The sequence below is a fragment of the Paenibacillus sp. S-38 genome (genome assembly GCF_049942825.1).
In the GTDB taxonomy this organism is placed as follows: domain Bacteria; phylum Bacillota; class Bacilli; order Paenibacillales; family NBRC-103111; genus Paenibacillus_G.
In genome coordinates this window covers 6,035,010-6,050,749 of record NZ_CP187970.1, presented here as the reverse complement: position 1 = coordinate 6,050,749, position 15,740 = coordinate 6,035,010, and the positions used below count along the sequence as shown (strand labels likewise).

Below are 15,740 nucleotides of genomic sequence, written 5' to 3'. Positions count from 1 at the left end.
TATGAAACTGAGATCCCAATTGTTCGCGAACGCCCTGTTCCTGCTGCTGCCAGCGATCGCACTAATTACATACATTATCGTGTCGATGCATTCCATCCAATCCACCAATGGGGGTTATGTGCCCATCCTGCTCGAGACCGAGAAGCTGGATTCTTCCCTGGTCTCCGTGAAGCAGGCGCTGGGCAATTACGCCTTCAATCCGAGCGAAGGCAATAAGGAGGAGAGCCGCCAGCTTCTGGCCGAGTCCCAGAAGATTTTTGATGGGCTGAAGGCCCTCCCGCTGACGGAAGAGAACCGGGCCGTCCTCCAGAAGGCCGAGGCGAAGTTCACACAGCTTGGCCGGGAGTCCGAAGCGGCGCTGGCGAAGTCCGATCTGGCGGGTGTCAAACGGCAGTCGAGCCGCACGCTCGGCATCATGAACGACATCCATCTGCTCGGCGAGCAGGGCTCCGAGCATTATGACGAGCTGACGAGGGAGATGCTGGACCGCATCGCACACATCGTCTTCATCGCGGCGGCCGGCTGTGCCGTGCTGCTGGCCGTGGGCGGTGCCGCGAGCTTCTGGCTCACCCGCCGGATCGTCCGCCCGGTGACGGAGCTCTCGGCCAAAGCCCGGCAGATCGCCTCCGGCGATCTGGGCGTGGAGATCCGGCCGCTGGCCTCGCAGGATGAGATTGCGGCGTTGAATGCCTCGTTCCGGGAGATGGTGGTCAACCTCCGCAGCATCCTCGAATCGGTGAACGGGGCGAGCTCCCGGATCGGCGGCCATACCCGGCAGTTAGAGGAGGAGAACCGCGCCTTGACGGAGATTAGCGGCCAGGTGTCCCAGTCGATCGACGAGATCGCCCGGGGTACATCTTCCATCTCGGAGGATCTGCAGGTGACCGTGGAGCAGATCTACGGCATGCGGACGGCGCTGGAGCGCAGCGCACAGGAGATTCAAGAGACCTTCGCCTTCAGCGGAGAGTCCCGGGAGGCGGTGGTCCAGGGCCGCGAGCTAATGCTGGAGCAGCACCGGCTGGCCGAGCAGAATACGCAGGTGACCGCGGAGATCGAGCGGACGCTGCAGGGGCTGAGCCGGCATACGGAAGAGATTAATGCGATGGCGGAGGCGGTCTCCGGCATTTCCCGGCAGACCAACCTGCTCGCGCTGAATGCGGCGATCGAAGCTTCCCGGGCCGGCGAGCAGGGCCGAGGCTTTGCCGTCGTCGCAGCCGAGGTGCGGAAGCTGGCCGAGCAGTCGGATGCCGTGACCCGGCAGATCTTCAGGCGGATCGCTACGATGAACGAGAGCATGGAGATGGCCTTGGCGGTCATGCAGACCGGAGTAGAGACCGTAGGCCGTCAGAAGGCCTCAGCCGACGCTTCCATGGCAGCTTTTGAGCTCATCGGCACGAAGGTGCAGGAGAAGGTTCGCCGGCTGGAATCCATCCGCGGCGGGATGGAGGGGCTGCAGCGGGTGAGCGACCATATCCTCGCGGCCGTTGAGAACATCTCTTCGGTGACGGAAGAAGCGGCGGCGGGCAGCGAAGAGATTGCGGCTTCGAGCAGCGAGCAGCTGCAGACCGTTTCGGCGGTGGAGCGGAAGGTGCTGTCTCTGAAGGACATCGCTTCCGAGCTGGAGGAGCAGGTGACCCGTTTCCGGTTATAGATCCGGGCTTAGACACAACAAGAATAGAGCTGACGTCACCGGAGAGGGGGCTGTCAGCTCTTTTTATTGATTATAGATACTAGGATAGATGCCTTGTCTCTACGAAGAGAGGAATAAGGCCGGGTCCTAAGACGACTGCTGCGGAAGCGATCTGGCCCGGATCAGCCGGACGAGCTGCTCGGGATGATTCGTAATGATGGAGGTGACGCTGAGGTTCAGCATCCGCTCCATGACGGCCGGATCGTTCACCGTCCAGACGTAGACTTCCTTGCCGTGCTTCGCCGCTTCCTTGACGAGAGAGTCCGGAACGAGCGTATAGGCAATGGAGATCACATCATAAGCTGTGCCGCTGAGCAGGCTCTCCAGATCGGAGCGCTTCTCGCCGACAATCAGACCGGTCTTGATTCTCGGGTCGAGCTTCTTGATGGCGGCGAGCAGCTTGACGTCAAAGGAAGTTACGGTGCAGTCGCGGACTGCGTTCTGTGCCTGCAGCAGGCGCACGGTTTCTTCGGCGAGACGCCGGCCGTGACCGCTGCTCTTCAGTTCGATGTTCAGGCGGATGCGCCCCTTGGCTGCCTGGAGCGCCTCTTCGAGCGTGGGCACGCGCTCGGCTTCGAAGCGCTTGTTGAACCAGGCACCGGCACTTGCGCGCTTCAGCTCCGCGGCCGTCACATTCCACATCATCTTGTCGATTCCCGTGGTCCGGAGGAGGCTGTCGTCATGCATGAGCATCACTGTGCCGTCGGAAGTTTCCTGCACGTCGATTTCGGCATAGCCGGAACCGTCGGCAATCGCCTGTCGGATCGAAGCCAGCGTATTCTCAGGTGCGGAGGAAGAGCTCCCCCGATGGGCGGTCACTTGATTGTAGGATTCGGCGAGTGTCGTACCGGCAGGGGGCACGGCGGCCAGATGGGCGGTGAGCAGCAGGGTCAGCAGCAGCAGGGTTTTATGCAAGTGGACTCTCCTCCATTCCGTGAAGCCATCCGTGGGCAGGCAGCCGGGAACCGCTTCTTGAACCCAAGATATCACACAAGATTTAGAAAAGATTTAGCAAAAAAAACCATCCTGAAGGACCCCGCTAACACTTTTCTAACAAGTTTCCATGGTATAATCCGGATATCGGGCAGGAGGAAAGGGGTTAGGACGTATATGGGGAAAACGTTCGAATGCATGCTTGAGGAACACATGGAGTTCATTACCAGGCAGAGGATCTTTTTCGTCGGCTCGGCGCCGCTCAGCGGGGAGGGGCATGTGAATCTCTCGCCCAAGGGTTACGATGCCTTCCGGATTCTGTCGCCCGGCGAGGTCGCGTATCTCGATCTGACCGGCAGCGGGAACGAAACGAGCGCCCATCTGCAGGAAAACGGGAGAATTACCGTCATGTTCTGCGCCTTCGAGGGCCCGCCGAACATTCTGCGTCTCTACGGCAGGGGAGAGGTGATCCTTCCGGGGACGGAGGACTGGAGCGAGCTGGCGCCCCTGTTCGAGGAGATGCCAGGGGCCAGGCAGATCATCCGGGTCAGGGTCTATCAGGTGCAGACCTCCTGCGGCTTCGGCGTGCCGCTGTACCGTTATGAGAAGGACAGGGAGACGCTGGTGAAGTGGTGGGAGGCCAAGGGCCCCGATGCCCTGCAGACCTATTGGCGGGAGAAGAACAGGACCACCCTGGACGGCCTGCAGACCCCGCTCGGGGAGAGGCTGCAGGAAAAGGACGCGCGCAAGGTGCCCTGACGGGAAAAAAAAGGAGGCTGCCGGATGCCCGGCGCCTCTTCTGTTTTTTGAAATGGAACTGCATCAGCCTTGCGAGTGCTGCCGTAACCGGACCGCATGCACGGTGTTTCGAGAGGGCTGTCCGCCCCCTCCTACCCGGTCGGACGATAGGGCTTAAGATGAAGAGTGGCTGTCACGCTTAGGGTGATGGGACTTCAACTGTCGGCGCCGGCCGTGTCAGTTCAGGGCGAACATGGCATAGATGGCGACAACCGGCATGACGAAGAACAGAAAGGCCAGCCGGAGAGTGATGATATCTTCGCGGGAAAACATGGGAACCGCCTCCTTCGTGAACGTAACAACCTATGGTATGCGGATGTTTACACAAAGATGCGCCTAATTTTACACTGAGTTAACAATTCGGGCTTCCGGCCCGTTAATCCTTTGTGGAAAAAACACTAGTTTTGTCAAAGGGAGAGAGGGAGGCGCAGAGCCGTCACCGCACCGTCCTTAAAGAGAAGGTCGGCCGTTTATTTCGCTTGCAAAACATACAAATCCTAGTATAATACTAGGAAAATGAGTGTTTTGGGGAGGCTCGGAGATGAACGGAGAAAGAAAAGGATTCACGGAAGCGTGGATCAACGACTATTTGGATTTGTACAATTATGCCAAGCTCCTCGGTGATAAGGCGTGGCAGGCTGACATTCTCGAAGCGCTCCGTTCGCGCGAAGCCACGATCCGGCGGGAGGAGCAGTCCGCGGCCAGAGAGCAGCTGTGGCGTCAGTTCGACGCCTTGAACCTTCGGCTGCTGGAGCTGTATGCCCGTCTCAGAGACACGGATTCCAGGAAAACCGCGGAAGAGCTGCAGGGGGAGATCTGGGCGCTGAAAGTGGAGCGGATCCGTCTGACCAACCGGATCTGCTCGACCCGCAGAGAGGGCGGGGCGAAGACCGCACGGAGGAACGTCCGTCCCTGAAGCGTGAGGCAGGGAGGGGCGGGAGATGCGTCGGCCTGCGTTCGTCCAAGACCCTGTGACAGCGGGGAAGGCGGAGAAAGGGCGCAGGCTATGCGTATTCGGACCGCAGGAAGCGGTCCCTCGGGTCAAGCAGGCAAGGATAAAGAAAAAGCGTCCGTCCGGCTGGGCCGGGACGGACGCTTTTTTGGCGTTTTCTTAAGCTTGTATGGCAGGGTGAACGCTGCGGAGTCAGGTGCCGCCGCCGCAGCCTGAGGAGCAGCTGGACGAAGAGCAGCTGGAAGAGGAACCGCCGCCGGATGAACAGCTGGAGGAGGAGCAGGAGGAACCGCTGCCGGATGAACAGCCAGAAGAGGAGCAGGAGGAACCGCCTCCGCTGCCATCGGTGCCGCCGCCGTCCCCGCCGCTGTTCTGGTCTCCGCCGTCGTTTCCGCCTCCGTCATCATAGCCGTCTCCGCCGGAGTCATCCCACGCTCCGCCGCCATCGGTGCCGCCGGAATTCGCTGCATCCTGCTGCCTGCGCTGCGCCTCTTCCTCGGCAATCTGCTCTTCCATCCGTTCGTCGAAGCTGGACAGCTCCCCGGCCGAGTAGAACATCAGGGCTCCGGCCAGGAAAGGCATGTAGTCGGAGGAATGATAGGCCGGTCTTCCGCCCGGGTACTCTTCCGTGTCCGCCGGCCGGGAGGCCTGCTCCCGGGCTCTGGCCGCCAGCAGGGCGGCCGCCTCGCGGATCTCGGGATAGCGCGATGCCGTGACAGGGTTAAACAAGCGCTCTGACAGCGTCCCTTCCCCGGATGCTTTGAGCTCCGTCAGGAGGGCGGGGGTGAGCGGATGGCGGAAGAAGGGCCCCCAGAGCCGGTCGGAGTAGGGCGTGTGGACGAAGAGGTTCGCATAGACCCAGTCGAACCAGGCCCGGCCGCCGGGATCGGGCCCCCCGCCGGTGTGGGGGGCATGGTGAATCACGGAGCCGATGAACCCTTCACCGAATGCGTTGTATTCGCGGGTGAACATCAGCATCTCATGCCACAGCGCATCCACCTTCCCGCTGAACATCGGCACGTCACGGAGCACGGCGGCCATCAGGAAGTAGCGCTTCAGTTCCAGGAAGGTCCAATCGAATTCAGCCCGGGTCATTCCCGGCTGGCGGGCCATTACGCGATGTCTCAGCTGCTCCGTGTAGGAGCTCCCGAGCGCTTGCTCGAGCCGGGCGGCTGCCGGAGCGAGCGGGATATCGGGCTGCAGGCCGAGTCCGGCGGGAAGAGCGGCATCTTCATATGACAGGCGGGACGGGCGGCGCTGAGGCCTGGGAGCACCGGTTCCGGAGCGCAGAGGTCTATAACCGGGCCGCTGTGGGGGCCGCGCGGGCCGCCGGGCGTTTGATTTGGCTGCAGCCATCACAAAAAAGGCAAAAAGCAGAAGGGGAACCAGAATAACGAGAAAGGGTAACATGGCCAGCCTCCTTGGCTAGAGGGATGCTTTTATTGTAACACATTTCCAGAATGGGGGATAAACCGGGCCAGCTTCATCCCATCAGCCCTCACAGAATAGGTGTGGATATGGGATCATATGTTTGGTATAATGGATGGTGCTGCATAGAAAGACAGGGCTGCGGCCCAATGACCTGGGGGAGAATCGAATCGCATGCTGCAAAAAACCCATAGTGCGGCCGGACTGGTAGCCGCCGAATGCGTACTGATGTACTATCATATGCCAGTGTTCTCCTGGGAGTCGGCGGCCGGCCTGATGATCGGCTGTCTGGCAGGCCCGCTTGCGGATGTGGACAAGAAAGGCTCAACGATGGCCAAGGTGCTCTTCCCGTTATCCGCCGCACTGCGCCTGCTCAAGGTGAAGCACCGGACGATGACCCACTCGCTTCTCTTCATGGCAGCGATGTTCGCTTTGTCGCTTACGATGCCGGAGCCGCTGTTCTGGTGCTTCATGCTGGCGTATGCCTCCCATCCGCTGATCGACCTGTTGAACGAGCAGGGCGTGGAGCTCCTGTGGCCGATTCCGATCAAGTTCCGGCTTCTGCCGAAGTTCTTGGCCGTGGATACGGGCTCCGAGATGGAGACCGCGATCCGCTACCTGCTCAGCATTCTGTCCCTTGTGCTGCCTGTCCGCTATTATCTTCATATGTAACAAGTGTCTTGGAGCAATCTATCGACGTACGAAGAAGGAATGGTGAACACGAAGAACGCTGCATACCCCTAAGCGACTAAGCGGGGCGTGCAGCGTTCTTCGTGTTGATTGCTGTGCGAGAGGTGCGCAGGTCCTGCGGGTGCAGTGCGATCCCTGCGGGCGCTCCCAAGGCCGGTCTTACTTGGAGGAAGACTGGGCCAGGCGCACAAGCAGGTGGGCCAGGGAGTGCTGCCGGTCTTTGTCCGCCACCTTCCACAGCTCCTGCAGGAGTTTTTCTTCGCTGTTGCGCGGTTCTTCATGGGAAGCGAGGTAGCCGGCCACCTTCTCGGCAAGCACAGCCATCTGCTCTTCATTCAGACCGATGTTCTCAGCCAGTTCAATGCGTTTGGCAAGATAGCTTTTGAAAGATTGAAAGTTCTGGAGAATTTCGTCCTTGCGGGACGGATCCATGGTGTTCAGCGCATTCTCTACCCGGTCCGGGGACAGGTTACCGCTCTTGTCTACGACATGATTCTGCTGTAACGACATCTTGTAACGCCTCCTCTGGGTAAGGGTTCTGCACACCGGAGGAACTCCCCGGCTGCACATGACCTACTTAACCGGGTTGTCCGGGCATGAATCAATAAGGAAGCGGCCCCTCTTGACACAGGGAGGACACGGGGCTACTATGGAATGAAGTGTAAACAGGGCGATAAAGTGGGATAAGAAGGATGTTGACCAGACCGCTGGAGGCACTCTTTCCGTAAAAGGAGAGAGGTCTCCTTTTTGGCGTGCGGTGAAGCAGGAATCGCCGGCGGCCTGAACCTGCCTTACCCGAACCGTCCGGTCCGGACGGCGGGCATTTATCTTAAGCCTTAGGAGCATATGAGAACAAGGGAGTGGATCACGTGGCCGGCTGGCAGCGTAACATGTGGATTCTATGGGCGTGCGTGCTTCTATGCTCCGCCAGTTATACGATGTGTGTCCCGTTTCTGCCGCTGTTTCTTTACGAGCTTGGCGTAACGGGCACGGCAGTGCACTTGTGGGCAGGCCTGGTGCTCTCGGCCTCCTTTCTCGTCGGCGTGGTGATGGGCCCCTTCTGGGGGATTCTCTCAGACCGGTACGGCAAGCGGAAAATGATCATTCGGGCGGGGCTGTCGCTGGTCGCAGTCTATTTACTGTTTACGATCGTGCGCAGCCCGTGGGAGCTGCTCGGCGTGCGGCTGCTGCACGGCTTCGTCGCCGGGTTCATCCCGGCTTCCATGGCTCTTGTCGCCTCGACGGCACCCAAGGAGAAGCTCGGCGAAGCGCTGGGATACATGCAGGCGGCCGCGATGTCCGGAGGGATTCTCGGACCGCTGCTCGGCGGTGTCCTGTCCTCTGCGTTCGGTATGCGCGAGTCCTTCGCGGCAGCCGCAGCCATCGTGCTGCTGTCGGCCCTCTCCGTCATCCTGTTCGTCCGGGAGGCTCCGCCGGCTGCTGCCGGCGAGGCCGCCGCTCCGGCCGAGGAGGAGGGGGAGACGGGCGGCGCTTCGACGCTGGGAGAATGGCTGCGGACGCCCGTTCTGTTAGGACTGCTCGGGCTGCTGTTCCTGTACCAGCTCGCCGTGAATACGATCCAGCCGGTCCTCTCGCTCCACCTGGCCGAGCTGCAGGGGCAGCTCAAGGATGCGGCGCTGACTTCGGGGATCGTGCTGGCGCTGGCCGGCGCCGCCGGCATCCTTGCCTCGCCGTGGTGGGGAAGGCGCGGGGCGGCCTGGGGAGGCCGGCGGATTCTGCCCCTGTGTCTGGCCGGCGCGGGCGTCCTGCTGGCGCTTCAATCGATCGTGCCGAGCGTCGGCATCTTCTCGGCGGTGCAGTTCGCCTACGGGCTCTTCATCGCAGGGATCGTGCCTACCGTGAACACGATGATCATGCGTCATACGAATGCGGCCGCCCGGGGCCGCTCGTTCGGGCTGACGTCGAGCGCCAACCAGCTCGGCGGCCTGCTCGGGCCGCTTGCGGGAGGCGCGCTGGGGGTCTGGCTCGGCAGCTCCTGGGTGTTCGCCGTAACCGGAGCGGTGCTGTTCGCTGCAGGAGCGGCCATGGCCGGTCTGCAAGCGTGGCGCAGCCGCACCGCTCTGCAGCCTTCCCCGTCGGGAACGGTCCGCGGGAAAGGCGTCGACCATTTCCCCTAAGGCGCTGGTAGAAATGCCCAAGCCCGCTGCTGCAGATGCAGGGGGAGCGGTATCATTCGCACTATTGCGGTGGGAAAGGCCCGAAATGGTTTGACGAGCAAATTCGACCAGTGGTAAACTGACCAATAGCCTGTTTTGAGCATGAGGTTCGGCTGAAATTGGCAAACTACAGAGAAACCAGATGTGGAGGGTTCAAATCATGACCAGAAGATGGACATCCATCGTACTGCTGTTCGCAGTACTCACGCTTCTCATTACAGCTTGCGGAACGAAGAATGCGGCGCCAAACGGCGGAGCGGCGGCACCGGAAGGCACGAAGGAGGGCGCGGCACCTGCGGCCGGAGCCAACCTGCTTGAGAAGGTCAAGAGCAGCGGCAAGCTGCGCGTCGGTACGGAAGGCACGTACGCCCCGTTTACGTATCATGACAAAGAGGGCAAGCTGACCGGCTTCGACGTCGAGATCGCCGAAGAAGTGGCGAAGCGCCTGGGCGTACAGGCCGAGTTCATCGAGACCAAATGGGACGGCATGTTCGCGGGCCTCGACGCCAAGCGCTTCGATCTTGTGGCCAACCAGGTGTCGATCAAGGAAGACCGCAAGGTGAAGTACGACTTCTCCGATCCGTACATCGTGTCCAAAGCCGTGCTCCTCGTACATACCGACAACCAGGATATCAAGAGTCTTGCGGACCTCAAGGGCAAGAAGGCCGGCCAGTCGCTGACGAGCAACCTGACGGAGATCGCGAAGGCGAACGGCGCGGAGATCGTACAGATCGACGGGTTCAATCAGGCGATCGACCTGCTGCTCTCGAAGCGCATCGACGCTACGATCAACGACGGCCTGTCCTACCTCGACCTCAAGAAACAGAAGCCGGATGTGGCGATCAAGATGGTAGACGAGACGAAGGAAGCGACGCCAAGCGCCCTGCTGCTCAACAAGGGCAACCCGGAGCTGCTTGCTGCGGTCAACAAGGCGCTGGCTGACATGAAGAGCGACGGCACGTACCTGAAGATCTCGGAAAAATATTTTGGGCAGGATGTGTCCAAGTAAAGGTTGATCCCTATGGATGACAATACCCAGAGACTGCTGGATATCTTCGTTGATTCCTTTCTACCCCTGCTGAAGGCAGGGGTAGCTTTTACAATTCCGCTGACGCTGATCTCATTTTCTCTTGGACTGATCCTTGCCTTCCTGACCGCGCTTGCGCGGATCTCTTCCGTGAAGCCGCTGGCATGGCTGGCGGGCTTCTATGTATGGATTATCCGCGGAACGCCGCTGCTCGTGCAGCTCTTTATCATTTTCTACGGACTGCCGGCGGCCGGGGTCACGCTTGAAGCGTTCCCGGCGGCGGTCATCGGCTTTACGCTCAGCGTGGGCGCCTATGCGTCCGAGATCATCCGGGCGGCGATCCAGTCGATCCCTAAGGGGCAGTGGGAAGCGGGCTACTCGCTCGGCATGACGCGCGGACAGGCCCTGCGGCGCATCATTCTGCCGCAGTCGGTCCGGGTGTCCGTGCCGCCGCTGTTCAACTCCTTCATCTCCCTGGTGAAGGATACGTCGCTGGCGGCCACGGTCACGGTGACGGAGCTGTTCCAGACAGCCCAGCAGATTACGGCCTTGCACTACGAACCGCTGCTGCTGTACTGCGAAGCGGCCTTGATATATCTGATATTCAGCACGGTGCTATCGAGCCTGCAGAACCGGCTGGAGAAGCGGTACGACCGCACCTCAGCCAGATAGAGGTGAACTATGACAAGCAGCAATGCCATGCTGGAAATGAAGGCGCTGACCAAATCGTTCGGCCCGGCGCAGGTGCTGAGAGGCATTGACCTGACCCTGGAGCAGGGGAAAGTGCTGGCGATCATCGGGCCGTCCGGCTCCGGGAAGACGACGCTGCTCCGGTGCATGAACCTGCTCGAGACCCCGACCGGCGGCACGCTTCGCATCGGCGACCTTGCCCTGGACTTCGGGGGCGGGCGGCTTCCCAAGCAGGGGCAGGTGCTCCAGCTCCGCAAGAAGACCGGCATGGTCTTCCAGGCGTACAATCTGTTCCCGCACAGAACCGTACTCCAGAACGTGATGGAAGGGCCGGTCACGGTGCAGAAGCGGCCGAAGGAGGAAGCACGCACCCGGGCGCTGGAGCTGCTGCGCAAGGTGGGCCTTGCGGAGAAGGCGGACGCCTATCCGCATGAGCTCTCCGGCGGGCAGCAGCAGCGGGTCGGCATCGCGCGGGCGATGGCCATGGAGCCGGAGCTGCTCCTGTTCGACGAGCCAACCTCCGCCCTTGATCCGGAGCTCGTCGGTGAGGTGCTCAAGGTCATCAAGGCCTTGGCGCTGGAGGGCCGGACGATGGTCATCGTCACCCATGAGATGAAGTTCGCCGGCGAAGTCGCCGACCGGGTCATCCTGATGGATGACGGACGCATTGTCGAAGAGGGCTCCCCGGACGATGTCTTCAACCGGCCGAGCAGCGAACGGACGAAGCTGTTCCTCTCCCGTCTGCAGACGCAGGCGTAAAGGCCTTGGACGATAAGCAAGGAGTAAGCCGATGAACACAAGGGCATAAGAAGATTATGGAAGTATACGAAAAAGGCCGCATCTACAGGAACGGGAGAGTCCCGATCCGGGAGGTGCGGCCTTTTGGCTTGGTCTGGGCTATGGGGAAGGGAAGTGCTGAAGGCAATGCCGGTGCTTCGGGGACAATGCCTTGGCAGCCAAAGCAAAGGATTACCGGACGGCTGCGCCGCTCGTCTCCCAGGACGTACGCCGCTCGCGTGGTTCGCGGGCCTGCCTCCCGCGGAAGCACCCGCGCCCCATCGTATTACGATAAGGCGGAGGGAAGTGCAGGGGCCGCATTCATGTCTGCTGTTCGCGGTTCCTCCGCTGCCGCGACATCCGTACCAGCCTCCAGCGCCTCGCCGGACTGCAGCAGGTACATCCCATAGTACCGGCCTTTGCCGGCCATGAGCTCGGCATGATTGCCCCGTTCCATGATCTGGCCGCGGTCGAGGACGAGGATCGTATCCGCATTCTTGATCGTCGACAGGCGGTGGGCGATGATGAACGTCGTACGCCCGCGCTTCAGCACCTCGAGCGCCGACTGGATAACCGCTTCCGTTTCGGAATCGATGCTCGCCGTCGCCTCATCGAGAATCAGGATGGCGGGGTCGAAGGCGAGCGCCCGGGCGAAGGAGATCAGCTGCCGCTGGCCGGCGGACAGCGTGCTGCCCTTCTCGATAACCGGCTCGTCGATCCCGCCGGGCAGCGCGGAGAACATATCGTAGGCACCGACATCGCGCAGCGCTTTTTCGACCTTTTCCCGGGAAATATTCGGGTCCCCGAGAGAGATGTTCGAGGCGATCGTACCGGTGAAGAGGTATGGGTCTTGAAGCACTATGCCCATATGCTGCCGGAGCAGCTGGCGCGGGATGTCGCGGATGTCCCGGCCGTCGATGGTGATGCGGCCCTGCTGCGGGTCGTAGAAACGGAAGAGCAGGTTGAGGATCGAGCTCTTGCCGGAGCCCGTGTGCCCAACGAGAGCGACGGTCTCACCCTGCCGTGCTTCGAACGCAATGTCCTTCAGCACGTAGTCGTTCTCCTTGTAAGCGAACGATACCCCATCGAAGCGGACATTACCGCGGTACCGGTCCAGCCGGCCTTCCGCGACATCCGTTCCCTCCTGATCGAGCAGCTCGAACACCCGGTTCGCCGAGACAAGGGCCGTCTCCAGGTTGCTGAGCTGGTTCACAATACCGACAATCGGCTGGAACATGCGGTTCATGTAATCGACGAAGGCATACAGGACGCCGACCGTGACGGCGGTGCCGAGCAGGCCGCCCCCGAACATCCAGATGACCCCGAGGAAGATCACGTTGCGGATCACGTTGACCAGGTTGTGTGAAGTGATGGAGTTCAGGCTGAGGAGCTTGTTCTGGTAGGTATAGTGCTCGCCGTTCAGCGACTCGAACTCGTCCATGGTCATCTTCCCGCGGCGGAACGCACGGATAATCGGCATGCCGCCGATCGCCTCGTTGATCATGCCGTTGATGTCGCTGAGCCGGGAGCGGATCTCCTCATTGTACCGCTCGGCGAAGCGGCGGTAGACCTTGATCCACAGGTAGAGCAGGGGGAACAGCGGCAGGGCGATCAGTGCGAGCCGGGTGTCGAGCAGGAACAGCGCGCCCACGATGGCGGTCATATAGATGATGCCGGAGAAAAAGTTCGCGAGCACCGCCACGTACAGCTCCCGGATCGATTCGGTGTCATTGGTGATGCGGGAGACGACCTTGCCGGCCGGCAGATTGTCGAAGTATTGGATCGGCAGCCGCTGCACCTGGGCGAAGACGTCCTCGCGCATCCGGCCGATGACCCGGTTCGCGGAGATCTGCAGCAGGTAGCGCTGACCGTAGGTGAACAGGGCGCTCAGCACAAGCAGACCGAAATAGCCGGCCGCGAGCAACAGAAGCGGCTGAAACTCCGGCGCATAGAACGCATAGAGCTCCACGGGAGACAATGGGCGTGCGGGATACGTGCTGCGTTCGCCGGATGGTGAGGTCACCGTAAGCCGGGCCGCTCCGGGGGCCGAGGGTTCGACACTTCGTATGCCATCCGAGGCGAAAGGACCTTCCGCGAAGTAGTAAGCGATGCCGCTCTGGACGATGCGCACCTCGGTTCCCGGCATCTCGCCGGGCAGCCAGTGGTCGCTCCGCTTGTAGTACTTGCCGCTGTAAGCAGCGGTGGATTCGCCCGGCCCGGGCGCCTCGTACCACGCCATCTCGATGCCCAGAATGTGGCGGTCGATCATGCGCTTGGCAATCAGCGGCCCTGCGAGCTCGGCACAGGCGGCCAGGGTCAGCAGGGCCAGCGCGATCAGGATCGGCCGGCGGAACAGCATCGCGTAACGGAAGAGCCGGGCGCCTGTGCGGCGTGAATCGGTATTCATCTGGGGTTCACCCTCTTATCTCATTAAAATAAGGTCATGTGTCGCATGGCTGAAGCAGCCAGAGCAGTGCTCTTGAGCGCCTATGCGCCTGCGGCGGCCGACTCCAGCTGCTGCCTGTCATGCTGCTCCTTGTACCACCCGCCGAGCGCCAACAGCTGCTCATGCGTGCCCGCCTCAGCCACCCGTCCTTCGTCGAGGACGAGGATCAGGTCGGCATGCTGCACGGCGGAGAGCCGGTGGGTCGTGATCAGCGTCGTTCGTCCGGCGCGCTCCCGGCGGATGCCGGCGATGATCTCGGCCTCGGTCTTCGCATCGACGGCCGAGAGGGCGTCGTCGAGCATCAGGATCTCCGGGTCTGCGATCAGCGCCCGGGCAATCGACACGCGCTGCTTCTGGCCGCCCGAGAGGGCCACGCCCTTCTCGCCGACGAGCGTCTGCAGCCCTTCGGGCAGGAACGCGACGTCCTTCTGGAAGGAGGCGAGCTCGAGCGCCCGGTCCAGCTCGGCGTCACCCGCCACGGGGCGTCCGAAGAGAATATTCTCGCGGATCGTGCGGGAGAACAGGATCGGCTGCTGCGGCACGTAGCCGATCCAGCCGTGAAGCACATCGAGATCGATCTCCTCAATCGGCGTGCCGGAGATCGTAAGCGATCCGCTGCCGGAGGGATATTCCCGGAGCAGCTGCTTCAGCAGCGTCGTCTTGCCGCTGCCGGTCCGCCCGACGATGCCAAGCGTCTGTCCCCGCTGCAGCTCGAAGGAGATCTCGACGAGATTATCGATGGGCGACGAGGGGTAGCGGAACGTCAGGCCTTCCATGGCGATGGTTTCAGGCCGTGCCACCGCCGCGGGGACTGCCGGTCCGGGGACATCCGGCTCATAGGCGAGCGTCTCGTTCACCCGGTCGAGCGACGCGCTGCCCCGCTGCATGATGTTGATAAGCTCGCCGATCGCGAACATCGGCCAGATCAGCATGCCGAGGAAGACGTTGAAGGACACGAGTTCGCCGAGCGTCAGCTCGCTGTGGAACACAAGGTAGGCCCCGTAGCAGAGGCCGATCAGGTAGGAGAGACCGACCAGAATTTTGACCGTCGGTTCAAAAAGGGCATCAATGCGGGCGACCTCGGCATTCTTGTCGAAGACATGCCGGGTCATCTCGCCAAACTGCTCCCGGCTCGCTTTCTCCTGCACGAAGGCGCGGATGACCCGAACCCCGCCGATCGTCTCAAGGACGCTGTCGTTCATCTGACCGAAGGCTTCCTGCGCTTCGGTGAATCGCTTGTGGATGCGCCCGCCGAACTGCTGGATGAGCAGGGCCATAACCGGCAGCGGCAGCAGGGAGGCCAGCGTCAGCTTCCAGGAGATGAAGCCGGCCATTGTAATGAGGATCGTCAGCATGAAGATGCTGGAGTCGATCAGCGTGAGAATGCCGAAGCCGGCGGTGGTCGACACGGCGCGGAGGTCGTTCGTCGCCCGGGCCATAAGGTCTCCGGTGCGGTTGCGCTCGTAGAACGAAGGTGTCATGCGGAGCAGATGTTTCATGAGGGAGGTGCGCAGGGTGCGCTCCAGCACGAAGGCCCCGCCGAACAGCTGGCACATCCAGACGTAGTTGATGCCGTAGCCGATCACGGTAATACCGGCCCATAGGGCCAGGATGCCGTATAAATGCGTGCCGCCGAGCGTTCCCTGGTGGAAGCCGTCGATGGAATAGCCGATGAGCTTGGGCGGGATGACGTCAATGACGCCGGCCACTGCCAGAAGCAGGATGGCGGCCGTATACCGGCGCCAGTGCTGCCTGAAGAACCAGCGCAGCTTGTAAAGCACGGTAAGCATGAGAGAAGCTCCTTTCTTTGTACCGCATTTCCGAAGAACCCAATTCCAAATTGTATGTCCTGAATCCTTCGTACCCCATTCTAGCGTCAAGCAGAAGTGACCGGGGAAGGAAGGGCTGTGCCACACCAAAAAGGCCTACCGCCGGTCACTCCTGCGATACGCCTTTGCAGCGGGTTCCCCAGCCGTGCCTTCCCATAAGGTATGGGAGGTCGGGGGAACGCGCAAAAAAGGCGCACGGGTTACGGGGTCGTAACCGGTGCGCCGCATTCTTGTCGGTCTCATGCCTTGTTAAGGCAGGAGGGCACAGGAAGGAAGCGGGACGGTTACGCCGCAGTGATGGCG

General features: G+C 61.4%; 13 protein-coding genes. 8 read left to right on the top strand and 5 right to left on the bottom strand.

Going from position 1 to position 15,740, the window contains the following annotated elements:
- Window position 1 precedes the first annotated feature (1 nt).
- Window positions 2–1,651 carry a methyl-accepting chemotaxis protein gene (locus tag ACP26L_RS26775; RefSeq protein ID WP_426447957.1) on the top strand — a complete coding sequence of 550 codons (1,650 nt, stop codon included), beginning with the start codon at window positions 2–4 and terminating at the stop codon, window positions 1,649–1,651.
- A 126-nt stretch (window positions 1,652–1,777) separates the two neighbouring features.
- On the opposite strand, the gene ACP26L_RS26770 is transcribed toward ACP26L_RS26775, so the two are convergent.
- Window positions 1,778–2,605, bottom strand: a complete 828-nt coding sequence (locus ACP26L_RS26770) for a glycerophosphodiester phosphodiesterase (RefSeq protein WP_426447955.1) — start codon at window positions 2,603–2,605, stop codon at window positions 1,778–1,780.
- A gap of 195 nt (window positions 2,606–2,800) precedes the next feature.
- Here ACP26L_RS26770 and ACP26L_RS26765 point away from each other — a divergent pair, with 195 nt between their 5' ends.
- Window positions 2,801–3,382: a pyridoxamine 5'-phosphate oxidase family protein gene (locus ACP26L_RS26765; protein ID WP_426447953.1), complete on the top strand. Its 582-nt coding sequence runs from the start codon at window positions 2,801–2,803 to the stop codon at window positions 3,380–3,382.
- Window positions 3,383–3,962: 580 nt separating this feature from the next.
- Window positions 3,963–4,337, top strand: a complete 375-nt coding sequence (locus ACP26L_RS26760; RefSeq protein WP_426447952.1) for a hypothetical protein — start codon at window positions 3,963–3,965, stop codon at window positions 4,335–4,337.
- Between the two features lie 228 nt (window positions 4,338–4,565).
- Here ACP26L_RS26760 and ACP26L_RS26755 read toward each other — a convergent pair whose 3' ends face one another.
- A complete protein-coding gene (locus tag ACP26L_RS26755; protein WP_426447950.1) occupies window positions 4,566–5,783 on the bottom strand; it encodes a hypothetical protein in 1,218 nt (405 codons plus the stop codon).
- Window positions 5,784–5,975: 192 nt separating this feature from the next.
- On the opposite strand from ACP26L_RS26755, the gene ACP26L_RS26750 reads away from it, so the two are divergent.
- Window positions 5,976–6,473 carry a metal-dependent hydrolase gene (locus ACP26L_RS26750; protein WP_426447948.1) on the top strand — a complete coding sequence of 166 codons (498 nt, stop codon included), beginning with the start codon at window positions 5,976–5,978 and terminating at the stop codon, window positions 6,471–6,473.
- Window positions 6,474–6,650: 177 nt separating this feature from the next.
- On the opposite strand, the gene ACP26L_RS26745 is transcribed toward ACP26L_RS26750, so the two are convergent.
- A complete protein-coding gene (locus ACP26L_RS26745; protein WP_426447946.1) occupies window positions 6,651–7,001 on the bottom strand; it encodes a DUF3243 domain-containing protein in 351 nt (116 codons plus the stop codon).
- A 350-nt stretch (window positions 7,002–7,351) separates the two neighbouring features.
- Between ACP26L_RS26745 and ACP26L_RS26740 the strand changes: the two genes are divergently transcribed.
- From ACP26L_RS26740 to ACP26L_RS26725, 4 genes are all read left to right on the top strand, one after another.
- The gene (locus tag ACP26L_RS26740; RefSeq protein ID WP_426447944.1) at window positions 7,352–8,629 is read left to right on the top strand and encodes an MFS transporter; all 1,278 of its coding nucleotides are present in this window, start codon (window positions 7,352–7,354) and stop codon (window positions 8,627–8,629) included.
- Window positions 8,630–8,828: 199 nt separating this feature from the next.
- Window positions 8,829–9,677, top strand: coding sequence for an amino acid ABC transporter substrate-binding protein (locus ACP26L_RS26735; RefSeq protein WP_426447943.1), 849 nt, complete (start codon window positions 8,829–8,831; stop codon window positions 9,675–9,677).
- A gap of 12 nt (window positions 9,678–9,689) precedes the next feature.
- Window positions 9,690–10,367 carry an amino acid ABC transporter permease gene (locus tag ACP26L_RS26730; protein WP_426447941.1) on the top strand — a complete coding sequence of 226 codons (678 nt, stop codon included), beginning with the start codon at window positions 9,690–9,692 and terminating at the stop codon, window positions 10,365–10,367.
- 27 nt (window positions 10,368–10,394) lie between these two features.
- A complete protein-coding gene (locus ACP26L_RS26725; protein ID WP_426455099.1) occupies window positions 10,395–11,144 on the top strand; it encodes an amino acid ABC transporter ATP-binding protein in 750 nt (249 codons plus the stop codon).
- Window positions 11,145–11,448: 304 nt separating this feature from the next.
- Here ACP26L_RS26725 and ACP26L_RS26720 read toward each other — a convergent pair whose 3' ends face one another.
- Window positions 11,449–13,569, bottom strand: a complete 2,121-nt coding sequence (locus tag ACP26L_RS26720; protein ID WP_426447939.1) for an ABC transporter ATP-binding protein — start codon at window positions 13,567–13,569, stop codon at window positions 11,449–11,451.
- Between the two features lie 80 nt (window positions 13,570–13,649).
- The gene (locus ACP26L_RS26715; RefSeq protein WP_426447937.1) at window positions 13,650–15,398 is read right to left on the bottom strand and encodes an ABC transporter ATP-binding protein; all 1,749 of its coding nucleotides are present in this window, start codon (window positions 15,396–15,398) and stop codon (window positions 13,650–13,652) included.
- Window positions 15,399–15,740: the final 342 nt, after the last annotated feature.